This window comes from Simplicispira lacusdiani, assembly GCF_003604195.1.
GTDB classification, from domain to species: Bacteria; Pseudomonadota; Gammaproteobacteria; order Burkholderiales; family Burkholderiaceae_C; genus Simplicispira; species Simplicispira lacusdiani.
In genome coordinates this window covers 221,718-237,005 of sequence record NZ_QXGR01000001.1, presented here as the reverse complement: position 1 = coordinate 237,005, position 15,288 = coordinate 221,718, and the positions used below count along the sequence as shown (strand labels likewise).

Genomic DNA, 15,288 nt, shown 5'->3' with positions numbered 1-15,288 from the left:
TCCCATGAACTGGATTGCCCGCGTCCCCTGGCCCCTGCCCGCGCTGCTCGCGTGGGGCGGTGCCTGGCTGCTGTTCGCCAGCCTGCAGCGCGTTACCACGCCCGTGTGGGCCCTGCTGCTGGCCTGCGCCGTGGCGGCGGCGGCCAGCCTGATGGGCAGCAACTGGTGGCGGCGTGCGCTGATCGCGGCGGGTTTTCCGCTGGCGTTGGCGCTCACGGGCGTGGCCGCCGTGCCGTCCTGGGCCTGGCTGGTGCCGCTGGCGCTGCTGCTGTGTGTCTACCCGCTCAACGCCTGGCGCGATGCGCCGCTGTTTCCCACACCCCACCATGCGCTGCAGGGTCTTGCGGCACAGGCCCCGCTGGCGCCGGGCGCGCGCGTGCTCGATGCGGGCTGCGGCCTGGGCGATGGCTTGCGGGCGCTGCGACAGGCCTATCCGGGCGCGCGCATCGAGGGCGTGGAATGGAGCTGGCCGCTGCGCCTGCTGTGCGCGTTGCGCTGCCCGTGGGCGCGCGTGCGCCGGGGCGACATGTGGCGCGCCGATTGGAGCGGCTACCAGCTCGTCTACCTGTTCCAGCGGCCCGAGAGCATGGCCCGCGCCGCCGCCAAGGCGCAGGCCGAGATGGCGCCCGGCGCCTGTCTGGTGAGCTTGGAGTTCGCCGTGCCCGGTGTGCTGCCGCAGGCGCAGCTGCGCCTGCCGGGCGAACGCGTGGTGTGGGTCTACCGCATGCCGGTCACGCGGGCCGCGCAGGGCCGGGAGTGAGGCCATGGGGTTCACCTACGCTTACACAAAATGCCACTCCATGGCTCGGCGGAGCGCGGAAATAAAGGGTTGCATTTGCTACATTGCGGGCTGGCTATTGATACAAAGAACCAAGAAACCGACAGCCATAGGAAATACCGCATGCGCAACCACAGCGTGCCAGAGGGGGCGCGTGCGCCAGGGCGGTGTTTCCTGTCCGGACATCCAGGAGCCTGCGGCCCACGCGGGCCGAGGGAGGGGTGAGACTGGGCGTTTCCTGGTTCGTCCATCCAACGAACTGCAAGGACTCCCATGAAGATTCGGCCACTGCCCTACGCAAGATTCTGGGGCGCGCTGGTGCTGGGCATCGCCCTGACCGGCTGCGCCAGCATGCAAAGCCACGACAAGCTGGCGACCGAGATGCAGACGGCCGGCCAGGCCAATGGCATTCCCGCCGCGCTGGCGCGCCTGGAGGCCTCGGCCACCACGGACGATGAAAAGAAGGCGCTGCTCTTCAACCTGGAGCGCGGCGAACTGCTGCGCATGGACCGCCGCTACGAGGACAGCACTGGCGCTTTCCAGCTCGCCGACGCCAAGGTCAAGGAATGGGAAGAGGCCGCCAAGACCAATCCCGACAAGCTCCTGGGCACCGTGGGCGCCGCGCTCATCAGCGAGCGCCTGAAGGTCTACGAGGGCCAGGACTACGAGAAGGTCTGGCTGACCACGCGCCTGGCGCTCAACCGCCTGGCCGTGGGCGATTTCGAGAACGCCCGCGTGGACATCAAGCGCACGCACGAGCGCGAAGCCATCATCGCCGAGTTCCGCGCCAAGGAAACCCTGGCCGCCGAGGAAGAGGCCAAGTCCAAGGGCGCCACCTCGGGCAGCAAGGAGATCAACGGCTACCCCGTGGAGACGCTCAACGACCCCGAGGTGCTGGCGCTCAAGAACGGCTATTCCAACGCCCTGTCGCACTACCTGGCCGGCTTCCTCTACGAGGTGCTCAACGAGCCCGGCCTGGCCGCGCCCGGCTACCGCAAGGCCATCGAGCTCAAGCCCGAGACCGGCGTGCTCGAAGAAGGCCTGCGCGGCCTGGACAGCCGCACCAGCTTCACCTGGCAGCGTCGCCAGCGCATGACGGACGTGCTGTTCCTGGTCGAGGCGGGCGACGCCCCGGCGCGCAAACCCAAGGCCTTCACGCTGCCCGTGCCCACGGGGCGCGGCCTGGTGACGGCGAGCATTTCCTACCCGGTGATCGAACCGTCGAACGATCCGCTGCTGAGCCAGATTTCCGCCGCCGGCTTTGATTTCAAGCTGGAGAAGGTGGTGGATGTGAACGTCATGGCCCGCCGCGCGCTCAAGGACGAGATGCCCGGCATGGTGCTGCGCGGCGTCACCCGCGCCATTGCCAAGGGCGTGCTGCAGAACGAGCTGCAAAAGCGCGGCGGCCTGATCGGCGGGCTCATCGGCGCGGCCGCGTCCGTCGCCACCGAGCAGGCCGACGACCGCATGTGGCGCATGCTGCCCGGGCGCGTCTATGTGGCGCGCGGCTATCTGCCGCCGGGCGAGCACACCATCAGCATCAACGGCCGCCCCCTGAGCCAGCCGATCCAGATCGAGGGACAGTACGCCCTGGTGCCGCTGCGCATCTACCACAACGGTTTCCTGACCGGCAAGGTGGCCAGCATCGGCCAGCTCGCCACCGTGGCGGCCGCCCCTGCGCCCGCACCGGAGAAGTCCACCGTGGTCGAGACGGCGACGCCCGCCAAGAAGACCCCGCAGGCCCGTCCGGCCCGCACCCCGCGCCCGGCCGCCAAGCCGGCCGCCGTGCCCAAGCCCGTGGCCCAGTAAACCTTGAATTACCCACTGGAAGGAAATCACCGCATGACTCCCCGCATGACATTGGCCGCGCTGTGCACGGCCCTTCTGGCGTTCGCTGGCGGCGCGCAGGCGCAGCAGCACGACCCCGCCACGCCCATCGCGGTGGCCTCCAAGGTGGCGCTGCGCGGCGAGGCCAACAACATCGCCGTGCGCGAGATGCGCCTGGTGCGCAAGAACGACATCCTGACCGTGCAGGCCGACCTGGCCAACATGGGCCGCAGCGACCGCACGGTGTTCTACCGCTTCCGCTGGCTGGACAACGTGGGCAACCAGGTGGGCGATGGCGAGTCCTGGAAGCAGATGACGGTGCTGGGCCTGGGCCAGCAGACCGTCAAGAGCGTGGCGCCCACCGCTGCCGCCATCGACCTGCGCCTGGAAATGAATGTGGAAACGCGCTGACATGGCGCACTGAGGAGAGAACCAACATGAAGAACAACGCCTTGCGCAGCGCGCTCATCCTGGCCCTCGCGGCCGGCACCCTGGCCCTGGCCGGTTGCCAGAACCTGTCTTCCCCCGTGATCCGCTTCGACCGCCAGGTCAACTACGGCGACGCCAAGGGCGTGGAACTGGTGACCAACGAGTTCGGCTCTAGCGACCTGCAGATGATCGCCGAGAAGATGACCGGCAGCCTGTTGGAAACCGGCATCTTCCAGGGCCGCCCCACGGTGACCATCTCCACGGTGAAGAACAAGACCAGCGAGTACATCGACACCACCAACGTGATGAACTCGATCCAGACGGCGCTGGTCAAGTCGGGCAAGGTGCGCTTCGTGCGCTCCATCAAGGAGATGCAGGCCGGCGTGGACGAATTGCAGCGCCAGAACCAGAGCGGCCTGTACAAGCAGGGCACCACCGCCAAGGTGGGCCAGATGACGGCCGCCAAGTACAGCATGGAAGGCGAGCTGACCAGCATCGTCAAGCAGAGCGCGTCGACCAAGGACGTGTACTACAAGTTCACGCTCAAGCTGTTCGACGTGGAAGAAGGCACGATCGAATGGCAGGATGAAAAAGAGATACGGAAAACCAGCACCAGGTAAGAGGGCATCCCCCTGAGCGGCTGCGCCGCTTCCCCCTTCTCTCGGCTGCGCCGGGAAGGGGGACACCGCCAGCGCGGCGGGGCGGCCCTTGCGCGGCGGCTGCTGGCCTGGGCCGCGCTGTTTCCAAGCGGCGCGCATCTATCACCGAATTTCAGTGCATAAGGAGCATTCCATGCAACGCAGAACCACCCTCAACGCGGCCTTGTCCGTGCTGGCCGCCACGGCGCTGACCTGGGGCCTGAGCGCGCACGCCCAGCAGCCGGGCGCGGCGCCCAAGATCGCCGTCACCGACCTGGCCTACGCCCAGCAGGTGTCGGAATACTTCATGGCCGGTACGTATCAGCGCAGCAGCCAGATGAGCGCGCAGGGCAGCCACAGCGGCGGCTACAGCCATGGCCCGTACAGCGGCTCGGGCTCGCACTCGGGCCAGCAGTCCATGCAGGCCTCCGAGCAGGCCAGCGGCACCTTCGTGGCGGGGCGCTACAGCTACATCGAGCAGCGCGAGCTGGGCGGCTACACCAACGACATCAAGGGCGCCATCCTGCAGGGCACCTACTTCAAGCTCGTGCAGGGCAAGGGCTTCGACGCGGGCAAGCCCCAGCCCAGCAAGGCCGAGCAGGTGCTCAACCAGGTGCAGGGCGGCAAGATGGCCCAGCCCGTGCGCCAGCCCGAGGTCAAGGACATCATCAACCGCATCAAGAAGGGCGAATTCAACGGCGCCGACTACGTGCTGTTCGGCGTGGTCTCCAGCATCGAGTTCACCGACGCGCTCTCGCCGCTGCAGGGCACGACCAGCGCCACGCGCCAGTATGGCCTGCAACTGCTGGCCGATTTCTCGCTGATCCACACCAAGACCTACGAGATCAAGGCCGCGTTCTCGGCCCAGGGCGCGGGCAACGACACCAAGATCCTGTCGATCCGTGGCGACATCGCTCCGCCCAACCGGGCCAAGGTGATGCGCGAGACCTCGCTGAGCCTGGCGCAGGACGTGTACCAGCAGCTCGCCATGCAGCTGGGCTACACCGACGCCAACCTCTCGCGCGGCGTGCGCCAGGGCGGTCAGCCCATGATGATGCAAGGCGGCCAGCCCATGCCGATGCCCCAGCCGCAACAGCCGGAGCAGGTCATCATCCTCAAGTGAAGCGGGCCATGCGCCTTCTTGTGTGCCAGGCCAGCCTCGTGCTGGCCTTTTTGCTGGCCGGCTGCGCGCAGCCGCGTGGCGCGGCCGAACCGCCCGGTGCAGGTTTCGAGGTCCGTGAGCTGCCGGGGCATGGCGAGACCCGCCTGCAGGCGCTGGTGCGCGGGCCGCGCGCGGCGCCGCTGCGCTACCGCGTGATCGTGCTGCCGGGCTCGGGTTGTGCCGGCATGGCTCCGTTCGCCGAGCGCTATTTCGCCGGCCTGCTGCACGCCCGGGTATGGGTGCTGCACAAGCCCGGCGTGCGGCCGGGCGACCGCACGCCACCGGGCGACTGCCCGGCGGCCTTCGTCCAGCAGGATGCGCTGTCGGCCTGGCAGGCGCATGCGCGCGCCGCCGTGCGCGCGCTGGCGCGGGAGGAGGGTGCGACTGTGCCCACGGTGCTCGTCGGCATTTCCGAAGGCGCCGAGTTGCTGCCCGCGCTGGCGCCCGAAGTGCCGCGGCTGGCGGGCCTGGTGCTGCTGTCGTCCAGCGGCCTGGACCCGCGCGAAGCCGGGCAGATGCAAGCCCGGCGCCTGGGCGTGCAGCCGGCCTGGGAGGCGCTGGGCCGCGCGCAGGCCGGCACCGCCCCCGATGCCACCGTGCTGCAGGGCCGCAGCCTGCGCTACTGGCGCGATCTCTGGCACTGGCCGCTGGCGCAGCCGCTGATCGACGGCCCCTGGCCCCTGCTACAGGCGTGGGGCGAGGCCGATGCGCTGGTGCCGCCCGAGGCCTACCGGCGCTTTGGCGAGCGGGCGGGCGTGCGCGCGGCGCCGTTTTGCGCGCGTGGCCTGCCCGGGGCCGGCCACGGCCTGCAGGCGGGCACCGACGACGGCGTGCAGCGGTTGTGGGCCTGGCTGGAGCAATGGGCGCGTGATCCGGCGCAAGGCCTCTGCGCACCCCTGCGACGCTGAAGTCCGCTCAGGGCACGGTGTAGATCAGCTGGTACTTGGCATGGGCCAGCATGTCCTCCAGGCTGGTGCCGTAGCCCGCCAGCACCCGCGTGCCGCGCAGGCCGGACACGTCGGCCTGTTCCAGCAGGTGCAGCACATGGCTGCCCAGGATGGCATCGGCCACGGGCGGCAGGTAGCCATTGCCGGCGAGCACCCAGCCGCCGGGGGTGAGGGCCACCATGCCGGCGCCGGGCACGTCGGCCACGATGTAGAGGGCGCCGGCCTTCCCGGCGTCCTGCGCGGCCACCTGGATGGAGGCGAACAGCCGCAGGGCCTGTGGCGGGCCCTCAGCGGCGGCCGAAAACTCGGCGGCCGCGCCCGGAGCGGGCGGCACGCGCGCGCTGTCGGGGTCGAAGCCGGCGCGCGCCATGACCGGCGCCAGGTCCACGGCCTCGAAGGCGGTGTGCGGCACGGTCTGCACCTGGGCCACCGTGGCGTCGCTCCACTGGCGGCTCGGTTCACCCGTGATGTACATGTCCGAGCCGCCGTCGGCGATGTACATGCCGTAGCGCTTGAGGGCGGTGAGGATGGCGCGCGCCTGGGGGGTGTAGCTGTCGGGAATGGGGTAGTCGGCCCGCAGGCGGAACAGCTGTCCCATGGGGGGCTTGGCGGCCGAGGCGTCGCCGTTGCGCGTGAGATGGCGCGCCGGCCAGGTGTAGCTGGTGCGGATCTTGTGGCTCTGGATGGTGAAGCGCAGCGCGTGGCGGATCTCGCCGCGCGTGGCCTCGTCGGCGCGCAGCAGCAGCGGAAAGATCGGGAAGCCTGCCGCATCGGCCGAGGTCCAGCCGGCGGGGCGCAGGGCGTTCGATCGCAGGTCGAAGGCGGCGCTGGCGTAGATATTCCAGCCGCCGTCGGGCCGCAGGTAGCTCAGGTAGCTTTCCCACAGCATGCAGGTGTCGGTGTCGATGGCCAGGATGTGGTGGTCGTTGTAGACGGCCGGGTTGCTGCTGATGCCGCCCTCCACCTTCGGGCTGGGCGGGATGGGCAGGCGCGCCGGCCCGGAGAGGCCGGTGCAGGGCCGCGCCAAGTTGCCGTCGCTGCGCGCGCAGTCGCTTTCGTCGGGCGCGCCGTCACTGGTGATGTGCACGGCGGGCCAGGCGAAGCTGCCACCGCGCACCACGTTGTACGGAATGCCCCAGTATTCGCTGCTGCCCATGTCCTCGCTCTGTCCCAGGTCCAGGTGCAGGCGCCGTGTTCCGGTGCTGATGGTGGCCAGGAAGTCCGGCGAGCTGGGGTGCACCGGCAGCTGGTCGATGCGGGTGTTGAACACATGGTCAGGCGGCAGCACCGTGCAGTGGTCCACCAGGGGCGGCGCGGCCAGGGCGGCGGGCAGCAGGGCGAAAGACAGGCAGAGCGTGGCGGCGCGGTGGAGCATGGGAGGCCTTCGGCACGGTGGGTGCGGCCATCTTGGCACGGCCTCCACGCGGGAGGCACCACCAGATGTAACAAGGGCTGCGCTCAGCGCGGCCGGACCATGCGCAAGAGCTGCTCCGGTCCCACGGTGAAGTAGTCGGCTGCGCCGCCTCCACGCAGGAGATGTCCGGCCTGGGCGGTGTCGTACACGCCGTTCGGCAACAGGCGGCGGGCGATGTGCACATGCACCACCTCGCCCAGCACCAGCCAGGTGGGCACCGGCACACCGTCGGTGCCCTGGAGCTGCAGGATCTGCGTGCGCCGGCATTCGAAGCCGACCGGGCTTTCCCGCACGCGCGGCGGGCGCACGCTCAGCGAAGGCTCGGGCGTGAGGCCCGCCAGCTCGAACTCGCTGACCTCGGGCGGCACGGCGGCGCTGGTCTGGTTCATGGCCTCGGCCAGGCCGTGCGTGGCGAGGTTCCAGACGAACTCCCCGGTCTCCTCGATATTGCGCAGCGTGTCCTTGTGCCCGATGCTGGCGAAGCCCACGATGGGCGGAACGTAATTGAACGCGTTGAAGAAGCTGTAGGGCGCGAGGTTCAGCCGGCCCGCGCTGCTGCGCGTGGAGATCCAGCCGATGGGGCGCGGGCCGACGATGGCGTTGAACGGATCGTGCGGCAGGCCGTGCCCCAGGCGCGGCTCGTAGCGGTGGAAATCGGTGTCGGGTGCCATGGCCATCTCCTGCGATGACCCCGACGATACCCGCTGGCGGTGCTTACTGCTTCTGTCCCGCTGGCGGGGCCTCGTTCATCTTGCGGCGCACGACGACGGCGAAGCCCAGGATGCCGATCAGCATGATGGCGATGCCGGTGATGCTCATCAGTCCGTAGTCGGTCGAGAAAAGGTCCGTCAGCGCTTTCATGGGGGTTCCTCCGGGTTAAATACACAAAATAATTGTGGTTATTCTGCGCCGCTGGACCCGGATCGCATTGATGCAAGTCAACCCGGCACCCCGCATCAGGCCGGGGTGCGCTGCTGGCCCAGGAAACGCCCGGGCGGCTGCCCCAGGGCGCGGCGCACCATGGCGCTGAAGGCGCTGGGGCTGTAGCCCAGCTCGGCGGCGATCTGCCCCATGGGCCGGCGCGAGGCAGCGAGCGACACCGCCTTGGCCAGCACTACCTGTTGGCGCCACTGCGTGAAGGTGCTGCCCAGCTCCTGGCGGAACAGCCGGGCCACGGTGCGCGGGCTGGCGCCCGTGTCCCGGGCCCAGGCGGCCAGGGTTTCGTGGCGCGTGGGGTCGGCCAGCACGGCCTCGCAGAGGTGGCGCAGGCGCTTGTCGCGGGGCAGGTCCACGCCCAGCTTCACGGCGTTGGCGCGCGCCAGCTCGTCGCGGATCAGCGCGCTCAGGTGGCGCTCGCGCAGCAGCTCGGCGGGCGTGAGCGGCCGGCCGTCGTCGGGCGCCGTGGGCATCTCGCGCACCAGGGCGCGCAGTAGGTCGGATACCTCCAGCACCCGGCACTGGCGCCAGGCGGCCTGCTCGGCCCGGTCGGTGGCGCCGCCCAGGGCGCCGGGGCCGCAGCGCCCGCGCGGCTGGTGGAAGTACAGCGTGCGCAGGTCGGCCGACTCGACCATGGTCACCGCGTGCTCGACGCCCGGTGGAATCCACAGTGCGCGCGAGGGCGGCACGATGTAGGTGCCCCGGTCCACCGTCAGGCGGATCACGCCCGTGGTCGAGATCGCTACCTGCGCCCAGGGGTGGCTGTGCGGCATCACCTGCGTGTCGGCGGCGAGCTGGCGCGCCTTGGCGCGCACGGGACGCTCGCGGCTGGGCACGAACAGGTGCGGTGTCAGCGAACCCACGTAGGACAGTGCCCGCCCCGCGCGCGGGGGCAGTTCGCTGACGGGGGCTTCGGGAGGTTTTGGCATGGTCGCGATAGAAGTTGGCAGACTATCGTAAACGCGCCGCATGTCTCCTGCCTAAGATGCCTTCCATGACCACGACGACCGCGGGCACGACCGCCCCCACCCCCCTGCGCAAGGATGCGCGCACCATCGGCCTCATCGGCCTGGCGCACGGTACCTCGCATTTCTTCCACATGCTGCTGCCACCGCTGTTCCCTTGGCTCATCCAGGAGTTCCACCTGAGCTATTCCGAACTCGGTCTGCTGGTGTCGGTGTTCTTCATCATCTCCGGCGTGGGGCAGGCGCTCGCGGGCTTTGTGGTGGACCGCGTGGGCGCGCGTCCGGTGCTGTTCCTCGCGCTGTGCAGCTTCACGCTGGCGGCGCTGGCTGCCGGGTTCGCCCAGGGCTACACCGGCCTGGTCCTGGCATCGGCACTGGCCGGGCTGGGCAACGCGCCCTTCCACCCGGTGGACTTCACCATCCTGAACAAGCGTGTTTCGCCCCAGCGGCTGGGGCACGGCTTCTCGGTGCACGGCATCAGCGGCAACCTGGGCTGGGCGGCGGCGCCGGTGTTCCTGGCGGGCATCGCCAGCGCCACGGGCTCGTGGCGCACGGCGGCGCTGGCGGCGGCCGTGCTCGCCGCCAGCGTGCTGGTGCTGATGCTGTGGCAGCGTGATGCCATCGACGACCGCCAGGGCGCCTGGGCGCACCAGGCCCAGGGCGGTGCCGGCGCGCCCGCCGAGCACCCCATGGCCTTCCTGCGCCTGCCCTCGGTGTGGCTGTGCTTCTCGTTCTTCTTCTGGAGCACCTGCGCGCTGAGCGCCATCCAGAGTTTCGCCAGCCCGGCGCTGCAGCAGATGTACGGCCTGCCGCTCAGCGCCACGGCCATGGTCGTCACCGGCTACATGCTGTGCGGCGCGGCGGGCATGGTGGTGGGCGGGTTCCTGGTGGGCCGCGTGGAGCGGCTGGAGAAGGTGATCGGCGTCTGCCTGCTGGCCTCGGCGGCGCTGCTGGCGCTGGTGGGCAGCGGCTGGTTGCCCGGCATGGCCGCGCTCGCCGTGGCCTCGCTGGCGGGTTTGGGCACGGGCCTGGCCGGCCCCTCGCGCGACATGCTCATCAAGCGCGCCGCGCCGCCCGGCGCCACGGGCCGGGTGTACGGCACGGTGTATTCGGGGCTGGACCTGGGCTTCGCGCTGGCGTCGCCCATCTTCGGCGCGCTGCTCGACCGGGGCCTCACGGGCGGCATCTTCCATGGATCGGCGCTGGCGCTGGCGTTGGGCGTGGTGTCTGCGGCGCTGGTCGGCGGCGGGCTGGCGCGGCGCCAGGCGCAGGCCGCCTGAAGGGTGGGGCGGCCTGAAGCGCTTGAAGGCCCGGCCCACGCCACCGGCGTGCGCCGTGGGTGGCAGGGCTCCTGCGTGGTCGCTCCGCGCATTCGTCCCGAATCCAGGACGGTGAGTTGATCGATCGCCGATTTATCGCCGGGCGCGAGAACCCTATAGTCGATCCCATGGAGCAGACCCGGCCCAGTGCCTTCACCCACCTTCCCGAACTCGAAGGCCGGCTGACACCGGTCCAGGACAGCGGCCTGCGCCTGACCGACGAGGTGCTGGCCGCGTGGGATGCGCAGGCGCGCCAGCAAGGCCTGGCGCGCGATTGGCGTCTGCCGGACGAGGAGGTCGAGCGCTCCCGCAAGGCCGTGCTGGCCGCATCGGGGGACGAAGACCTCTGGGTTTTTGCCTACGGCTCGCTGATGTGGAACCCGGGCATCCATTTCGATGAAGTGCGCCGCGCCCGGCTCGAAGGCCATGGCCGCCGCTTCGCCCTGGCCACCACGATAGGCCGTGGCACGCCCGATTGCCCCGGCCTGGTGCTCACGCTGCAGCCCGGGCCTGGTGCCTGCGAGGGTCTGGTGTTCCGCATCCCGCATGCGCTGGTCGAGGCCGAGTCCCGCATGCTGTGGCGGCGCGAGATGATCCGGGGCGGCTATTGCCCGGCCCTGCTGCCGCTCGATACGCCGCAGGGGCGCGTGCGGGCGCTGGTGCTGACCGCCAACACGGCCCATCCGCAGCACCGGGAGGGCCTTTCGCTGGATGCCACTGCCGCCATCGTCGCCAGCGCCTGCGGCAGCATCGGCAGCAACCTCCACTATCTTGAGGAATTGGTCGCGCAGCTTGATGTGCTGGGTATCGAGGACAGGTACGTCGACCTCTTGGCGTCCCGGGTTCGCGCGCGTGGCGCGGACCCCGCGCACGCCCGGCCACGATGACGCATCAGCGCGGCAGCGGGAACACTGGCAACTGTAGGTCGAAGACGATGGCCGCCAGGCGGGTGGCCACGACCGTGACCAGCCCCGCCGCGAAGGCGCCGCCCGTGGGTGCCTTGGCCGCCCGCAGCAGCAGGTACACCGCGATGCCCGCGATCGCCGCCGAGGCGTAGATGTCCTGGCGCAGGATCAGCGGCACCTTGGCCGACAGGATGTCGCGCACCACCCCGCCGCCCGCGCCGGTCAGCGTGCCCATGAGGATGGTCACCAGCGGCTGGCAGCCGGCCTTCTCCGCCACCTGCGCGCCCGAAATCGCGAACAGGCCCAGGCCCAGCGCGTCCGCGATGAGCAGGGCGTGCAGGGGAATGGGCAGGAAGTGCACCCACACCAGCGTGGCGGCGATGGCGGCCAGGATGGTGTAGATCGGGCCGGCATCCTTGATCCAGAAGATCGGGTAGCGGCCCAGCAGCACGTCGCGCAGGGTGCCGCCGCCCACGGCGGTGATGGAGGCGAGCACCACGATGCCCAGCAGGTCGAGCCGCGCCGCGATGCCCGCCAGCGCTCCGCTGGCCGCGAAAACCGCGACACCGAACAGGTCGAGAGCGTAGAGGAGCACGGCAGTGGGCAAGGGACGCACCAAAGGCAGGTGCCGCGATTTTCCAATGAAAATCGCCTCTGGCGCAATCAATGCAAGCGCCAATAGCTATAACAACTATAGCGCTTGGGGTCAGAGCACGAAGATCTTGCCCGGGTTGAGGATGTTCTTCGGGTCCAGCGCCTGCTTGATGGCGCGCATCATGTCCACCGCGCCGCCACCGGCTTCCTCCAGCAGGAAGCCCATCTTGTGGATGCCCACGCCATGCTCGCCGGTGCAGGTGCCGCCCAGGCGCAGCGCGCGCGCCACGAGCTGGTGGTTGAGCCGCTCGGCCTGGGCGCGCTCCTCGCTGCTCGCGGGGTCGATCAGGTAGCCCATGTGGAAGTTGCCGTCGCCCACGTGGCCGACCATGAAATAGGGGATGCCGCTGGCCTCGGCCTCCTGCACGCTGTCGAGCACGGCCGTGGCCAGTTGCGAGATCGGCACGCAGGCGTCGGTGGTGATGGCGGTGCAGCCCGGGCGCGTCTGCAGGCCCGCGAAGTAGGCCATGTGGCGCGCGCTCCACAGGCGCGTGCGCTCCTCGGGCGTGCTGGCCCATTCGAAGGCGTTGGCGCCATGCTCCCCGGCGATGTCCTGCACCATCTCGGCCTGCTCTTTCACGCCGGCCGGCGAGCCATGGAATTCCATGAGCAGCATGGCCTCCTCGCGCAGGTTCAGCTTGGAGTGCGCGTTCACGGCGCGCACGGTGTTGGCGTCGATCAGCTCCACGCGCGCGATCGGCACGCCGAGCTGGATGATCTGGATGGTGCAGCGCACCGCGTCGCCGACCGAGGGGAAGGAGCACACGGCCGCCGAGATCGCCTCGGGCAGCGGGTAGAGGCGGATGGTCAGCTCGGTCATGATGCCCAGCGTGCCCTCGCTGCCCACCATCAGGCGCGTGAGGTCGTAGCCCGCGCTGCTCTTCTTGGCGCGCGTGCCGGTGCGGATGGCGTCGCCGCTGGCCGTCACCACCTCCAGCGCGAGCACGTTCTCGCGCATGGTGCCGTAGCGCACGGCGTTCGTGCCGCTGGCGCGCGTGGCCGCCATGCCGCCGATGCTGGCGTCGGCGCCGGGGTCGATGGGGAAGAACAGGCCGGTGTCCTTGATGCTGTCGTTGAGCTGCTTGCGCGTGATGCCGGGCTGCACCGTCACCGTCAGGTCCTCGGCGTTGACGCTCAGCACCCGGTTCATGCGGTTCACGTCGATGCTGATACCGCCCTGCACGGCCAGCAGGTGGCCTTCGAGCGAGGAGCCCGCGGCGTAGGGGATCACCGGCACGTTGTGCTGCGCGGCCAGGCGCACGGCGTCCTGCACGTCCTGCGTGCTTTCCGCGAAGACGACGGCGGAAGGGGGCGGCGCCTGCAGCGAGCCCTCGTCGCGGCCGTGCTGCTCGCGCACCGCCAGGGCCGTGGAGCACTGCGCGCCAAAGCGCTGCGCCAGCGCATCGAGCAGGGCCTGCGGCACGGTGCGCAGGGCGATGGTGGGCAGCAGGTGCGTGGCGGCGGCGGGGGCGTTCATGGTGGTCTCCTGGTCGAGGAAAAAAAGAATACCACCGGCCCCCGGGCCGTGTCCCCGCGCCGTCATGCGGCTGTCAGGGAGCGCGCGGCGGCGTCAGGATTTGGCGCCTTCGTGGAATTCCTCGCGCGAGAGCATGCCGTCGCGGTTCTTGTCGAGCTGCTCGAAGCGGTTGCCGATGGCCGGCAGGGTCTGGGCTTCCTTGGCGTTGAGCTGGCCGTCGCGGTTGCTGTCGGCGCGCTCGAAGGCCGCGTTCGCGGGTGACGGCGCGGGCGCCGAGGCCCCCGTGCTGAACGGCGAGGACTGTGTTCGGGGGGCGGGCTGGGCCGCCGGGGTCTGGGCATGGACGGATGCGGTGCCGCCCATGGCCAGGGCGGCGATCAGCATCACGCTGCGGGTGTCGAAGGAGAAGGGGCGTTGGGTTGCGTGCTTCATCGGACGAGTCCTTTACCGGAGTGGAAGAGGAGTTCATTGCACCGCAGCATGGCGCCCGGGGCCAGCGTTTTTGCCTGCTGTTGCCTCAGCCAACATTTGCGAGCGTGGTGTAACGCCAGTGGGGGCATTGCCACGCGCGCACAATGCGGCCCACATTGCAAGGAGGCGCCCCATGGGCAAACGACTCACACAGATTGCCACGCGCACCGGCGACGACGGCACCACCGGCCTGGGCGACAACACGCGCGTGCCCAAGAGTCACCCGCGCATCGCGGCCCTGGGTGACGTGGATGAACTGAACTCGCACATCGGCCTGCTGCTGTGCGAGCCCCTGCCGCCCGAGGTGCGCGAGCTGCTCGTCGACGTGCAGCACCAGCTCTTCAACCTGGGTGGCGAGCTGTCCATTCCCGGTTTCGAGCTGTTGCAGGAATCCGCCGTGCTGCAGCTCGACCAGGCGCTCGACCACCACAACGCCCAACTGCCGCGCCTGCAGGAGTTCATCCTCCCGGCGGGCACGCGCGCCGCCGCGCAAGCCCATGTCTGCCGCACCGTGGCCCGCCGCGCCGAGCGCGCCGTGGTGGCCCTGGGCGCGCAGGAGGCCGTGCGCGAGGCGCCGCGCCACTACCTCAACCGCCTGTCGGACCTGATGTTCGTGCTCTCGCGCGTGCTCAACCGCATGGATGGCGGCGACGACGTGTACTGGAAGAGCGAGCGGCTGGCGCGCAGCACGGATGACGACAGCGCTTGATGATATAAAAACAATAGCTGCTGGCGCTTTGTGAACGGGCGTAAAGGCCGTTTTTCAATAAAACTTTTGCGCCTTGGACGGCCCATCAACATGGGCGCGGCCTAGGCCAGCGGCCACCGCGCAAGGGCCGCCCCGCCGCGCCACAGGGGGTTGTCTCTACCTCGGCGCCAGGATGGCCATGGTGATGCGCGAGACGCAGGTGGTTTCGCCGGCCTCGTTCTCCATGTCGATCTGCCACACCTGCGTGGTGCGGCCGATGTGCACGGCGCGCGCCGTGCCCGTGACCCAGCCGCTGCTGACGGCGCGGATGTGGTTGGCGTTGATGTCCAGGCCCACGCCCCGGTGCCCCTCGGGGCAGGCGTAGAAGGCGCCGATCGAGCCCAGCGTCTCGGCCAGCACCACGCTCACGCCGCCGTGCAGGATGCCGAAGGGCTGGCGCGTGCGCTCGTCCACGGGCACGCGCCCGCGCAGGTAGTCGTCGCCCACCTCGGTGATCTCGATGCCCAGGTGGGTGGCGGCGGTGCGCTCGTTGGTCTGGTTGAGCAGTTCCAGGGAAACGGGTTTTTTCCAGATCGTCGGCATGGTGGCGGTGCGGTGTTCGGGTGCGGCCATTATGGGCGGCCCCGCGCGCGGCCGCCCGTCGCTGGCGCGACGCCG

General features: G+C 70.0%; 17 protein-coding genes. 9 read left to right on the top strand and 8 right to left on the bottom strand.

What is annotated here, in order from left to right:
- Window positions 1-4: 4 nt before the first annotated feature.
- From D8S75_RS01075 to D8S75_RS01050, 6 genes are all read left to right on the top strand, one after another.
- Entirely contained in the window at window positions 5-760 is a 756-nt protein-coding gene (locus D8S75_RS01075) for a class I SAM-dependent methyltransferase (RefSeq protein ID WP_119964078.1), read from the top strand.
- 291 nt (window positions 761-1,051) lie between these two features.
- Window positions 1,052-2,587, top strand: a complete 1,536-nt coding sequence (locus tag D8S75_RS01070; RefSeq protein WP_119964077.1) for a COG3014 family protein — start codon at window positions 1,052-1,054, stop codon at window positions 2,585-2,587.
- A 33-nt stretch (window positions 2,588-2,620) separates the two neighbouring features.
- Window positions 2,621-3,016, top strand: coding sequence for a YcfL family putative periplasmic lipoprotein (locus D8S75_RS01065; RefSeq protein WP_119964076.1), 396 nt, complete (start codon window positions 2,621-2,623; stop codon window positions 3,014-3,016).
- A gap of 26 nt (window positions 3,017-3,042) precedes the next feature.
- Window positions 3,043-3,654 (top strand): penicillin-binding protein activator LpoB, encoded by a 612-nt coding sequence (lpoB, locus tag D8S75_RS01060; protein WP_119964075.1) that lies wholly within the window; start codon window positions 3,043-3,045, stop codon window positions 3,652-3,654.
- A gap of 172 nt (window positions 3,655-3,826) precedes the next feature.
- Window positions 3,827-4,795 carry a hypothetical protein gene (locus D8S75_RS01055; protein WP_119964074.1) on the top strand — a complete coding sequence of 323 codons (969 nt, stop codon included), beginning with the start codon at window positions 3,827-3,829 and terminating at the stop codon, window positions 4,793-4,795.
- A gap of 8 nt (window positions 4,796-4,803) precedes the next feature.
- Window positions 4,804-5,742: an alpha/beta fold hydrolase gene (locus tag D8S75_RS01050; RefSeq protein ID WP_119964374.1), complete on the top strand. Its 939-nt coding sequence runs from the start codon at window positions 4,804-4,806 to the stop codon at window positions 5,740-5,742.
- A gap of 7 nt (window positions 5,743-5,749) precedes the next feature.
- Here the strand turns inward: D8S75_RS01050 and D8S75_RS01045 are convergent, their stop codons facing one another.
- From D8S75_RS01045 to D8S75_RS01030, 4 genes are all read right to left on the bottom strand, one after another.
- The gene (locus tag D8S75_RS01045; protein ID WP_119964073.1) at window positions 5,750-7,156 is read right to left on the bottom strand and encodes a hypothetical protein; all 1,407 of its coding nucleotides are present in this window, start codon (window positions 7,154-7,156) and stop codon (window positions 5,750-5,752) included.
- 83 nt (window positions 7,157-7,239) lie between these two features.
- A complete protein-coding gene (locus tag D8S75_RS01040) occupies window positions 7,240-7,866 on the bottom strand; it encodes a flavin reductase family protein (protein ID WP_370807176.1) in 627 nt (208 codons plus the stop codon).
- Between the two features lie 43 nt (window positions 7,867-7,909).
- The gene (locus D8S75_RS01035; RefSeq protein ID WP_119964071.1) at window positions 7,910-8,056 is read right to left on the bottom strand and encodes a DUF3149 domain-containing protein; all 147 of its coding nucleotides are present in this window, start codon (window positions 8,054-8,056) and stop codon (window positions 7,910-7,912) included.
- Between the two features lie 95 nt (window positions 8,057-8,151).
- Complete coding sequence (locus D8S75_RS01030; RefSeq protein WP_119964070.1) at window positions 8,152-9,060, bottom strand: AraC family transcriptional regulator; 909 nt, start codon at window positions 9,058-9,060, stop codon at window positions 8,152-8,154.
- Between the two features lie 65 nt (window positions 9,061-9,125).
- Between D8S75_RS01030 and D8S75_RS01025 the strand changes: the two genes are divergently transcribed.
- Both D8S75_RS01025 and D8S75_RS01020 read left to right on the top strand, forming a co-directional pair.
- Entirely contained in the window at window positions 9,126-10,376 is a 1,251-nt protein-coding gene (locus D8S75_RS01025) for an MFS transporter (protein WP_119964069.1), read from the top strand.
- Window positions 10,377-10,543: 167 nt separating this feature from the next.
- Entirely contained in the window at window positions 10,544-11,302 is a 759-nt protein-coding gene (locus tag D8S75_RS01020) for a gamma-glutamylcyclotransferase (protein ID WP_119964068.1), read from the top strand.
- A gap of 4 nt (window positions 11,303-11,306) precedes the next feature.
- On the opposite strand, the gene D8S75_RS01015 is transcribed toward D8S75_RS01020, so the two are convergent.
- The 3 genes from D8S75_RS01015 to D8S75_RS01005 form a co-directional block, all read right to left on the bottom strand.
- Window positions 11,307-11,915 (bottom strand): trimeric intracellular cation channel family protein, encoded by a 609-nt coding sequence (locus D8S75_RS01015; RefSeq protein ID WP_119964373.1) that lies wholly within the window; start codon window positions 11,913-11,915, stop codon window positions 11,307-11,309.
- Between the two features lie 111 nt (window positions 11,916-12,026).
- Window positions 12,027-13,451: an FAD-binding oxidoreductase gene (locus D8S75_RS01010; protein ID WP_119964067.1), complete on the bottom strand. Its 1,425-nt coding sequence runs from the start codon at window positions 13,449-13,451 to the stop codon at window positions 12,027-12,029.
- Between the two features lie 93 nt (window positions 13,452-13,544).
- Window positions 13,545-13,883 (bottom strand): EF-hand domain-containing protein, encoded by a 339-nt coding sequence (locus tag D8S75_RS01005; RefSeq protein ID WP_119964066.1) that lies wholly within the window; start codon window positions 13,881-13,883, stop codon window positions 13,545-13,547.
- A gap of 172 nt (window positions 13,884-14,055) precedes the next feature.
- Between D8S75_RS01005 and D8S75_RS01000 the strand changes: the two genes are divergently transcribed.
- Window positions 14,056-14,631, top strand: coding sequence for a cob(I)yrinic acid a,c-diamide adenosyltransferase (locus tag D8S75_RS01000; protein WP_119964065.1), 576 nt, complete (start codon window positions 14,056-14,058; stop codon window positions 14,629-14,631).
- A 156-nt stretch (window positions 14,632-14,787) separates the two neighbouring features.
- Here D8S75_RS01000 and D8S75_RS00995 read toward each other — a convergent pair whose 3' ends face one another.
- Complete coding sequence (locus D8S75_RS00995; RefSeq protein ID WP_119964372.1) at window positions 14,788-15,213, bottom strand: hotdog fold thioesterase; 426 nt, start codon at window positions 15,211-15,213, stop codon at window positions 14,788-14,790.
- Window positions 15,214-15,288: the final 75 nt, after the last annotated feature.

What these genes read in the sequence shown, in the direction of transcription:
- D8S75_RS01075 (WP_119964078.1), top strand. Translation starts at nt 5, where the DNA reads ATGAACTGGATTGCCCGCGTCCCCTGGCCCCTGCCCGCGCTGCTCGCG.
- D8S75_RS01070 (WP_119964077.1), top strand. Translation starts at nt 1,052, where the DNA reads ATGAAGATTCGGCCACTGCCCTACGCAAGATTCTGGGGCGCGCTGGTG.
- D8S75_RS01065 (WP_119964076.1), top strand. Translation starts at nt 2,621, where the DNA reads ATGACTCCCCGCATGACATTGGCCGCGCTGTGCACGGCCCTTCTGGCG.
- lpoB (WP_119964075.1), top strand. Translation starts at nt 3,043, where the DNA reads ATGAAGAACAACGCCTTGCGCAGCGCGCTCATCCTGGCCCTCGCGGCC.
- D8S75_RS01055 (WP_119964074.1), top strand. Translation starts at nt 3,827, where the DNA reads ATGCAACGCAGAACCACCCTCAACGCGGCCTTGTCCGTGCTGGCCGCC.
- D8S75_RS01050 (WP_119964374.1), top strand. Translation starts at nt 4,804, where the DNA reads ATGCGCCTTCTTGTGTGCCAGGCCAGCCTCGTGCTGGCCTTTTTGCTG.
- D8S75_RS01045 (WP_119964073.1), bottom strand. Translation starts at nt 7,156, where the DNA reads ATGCTCCACCGCGCCGCCACGCTCTGCCTGTCTTTCGCCCTGCTGCCC.
- D8S75_RS01040 (WP_370807176.1), bottom strand. Translation starts at nt 7,866, where the DNA reads ATGGCACCCGACACCGATTTCCACCGCTACGAGCCGCGCCTGGGGCAC.
- D8S75_RS01035 (WP_119964071.1), bottom strand. Translation starts at nt 8,056, where the DNA reads ATGAAAGCGCTGACGGACCTTTTCTCGACCGACTACGGACTGATGAGC.
- D8S75_RS01030 (WP_119964070.1), bottom strand. Translation starts at nt 9,060, where the DNA reads ATGCCAAAACCTCCCGAAGCCCCCGTCAGCGAACTGCCCCCGCGCGCG.
- D8S75_RS01025 (WP_119964069.1), top strand. Translation starts at nt 9,126, where the DNA reads ATGACCACGACGACCGCGGGCACGACCGCCCCCACCCCCCTGCGCAAG.
- D8S75_RS01020 (WP_119964068.1), top strand. Translation starts at nt 10,544, where the DNA reads ATGGAGCAGACCCGGCCCAGTGCCTTCACCCACCTTCCCGAACTCGAA.
- D8S75_RS01010 (WP_119964067.1), bottom strand. Translation starts at nt 13,451, where the DNA reads ATGAACGCCCCCGCCGCCGCCACGCACCTGCTGCCCACCATCGCCCTG.
- D8S75_RS01005 (WP_119964066.1), bottom strand. Translation starts at nt 13,883, where the DNA reads ATGAAGCACGCAACCCAACGCCCCTTCTCCTTCGACACCCGCAGCGTG.
- D8S75_RS01000 (WP_119964065.1), top strand. Translation starts at nt 14,056, where the DNA reads ATGGGCAAACGACTCACACAGATTGCCACGCGCACCGGCGACGACGGC.
- D8S75_RS00995 (WP_119964372.1), bottom strand. Translation starts at nt 15,213, where the DNA reads ATGCCGACGATCTGGAAAAAACCCGTTTCCCTGGAACTGCTCAACCAG.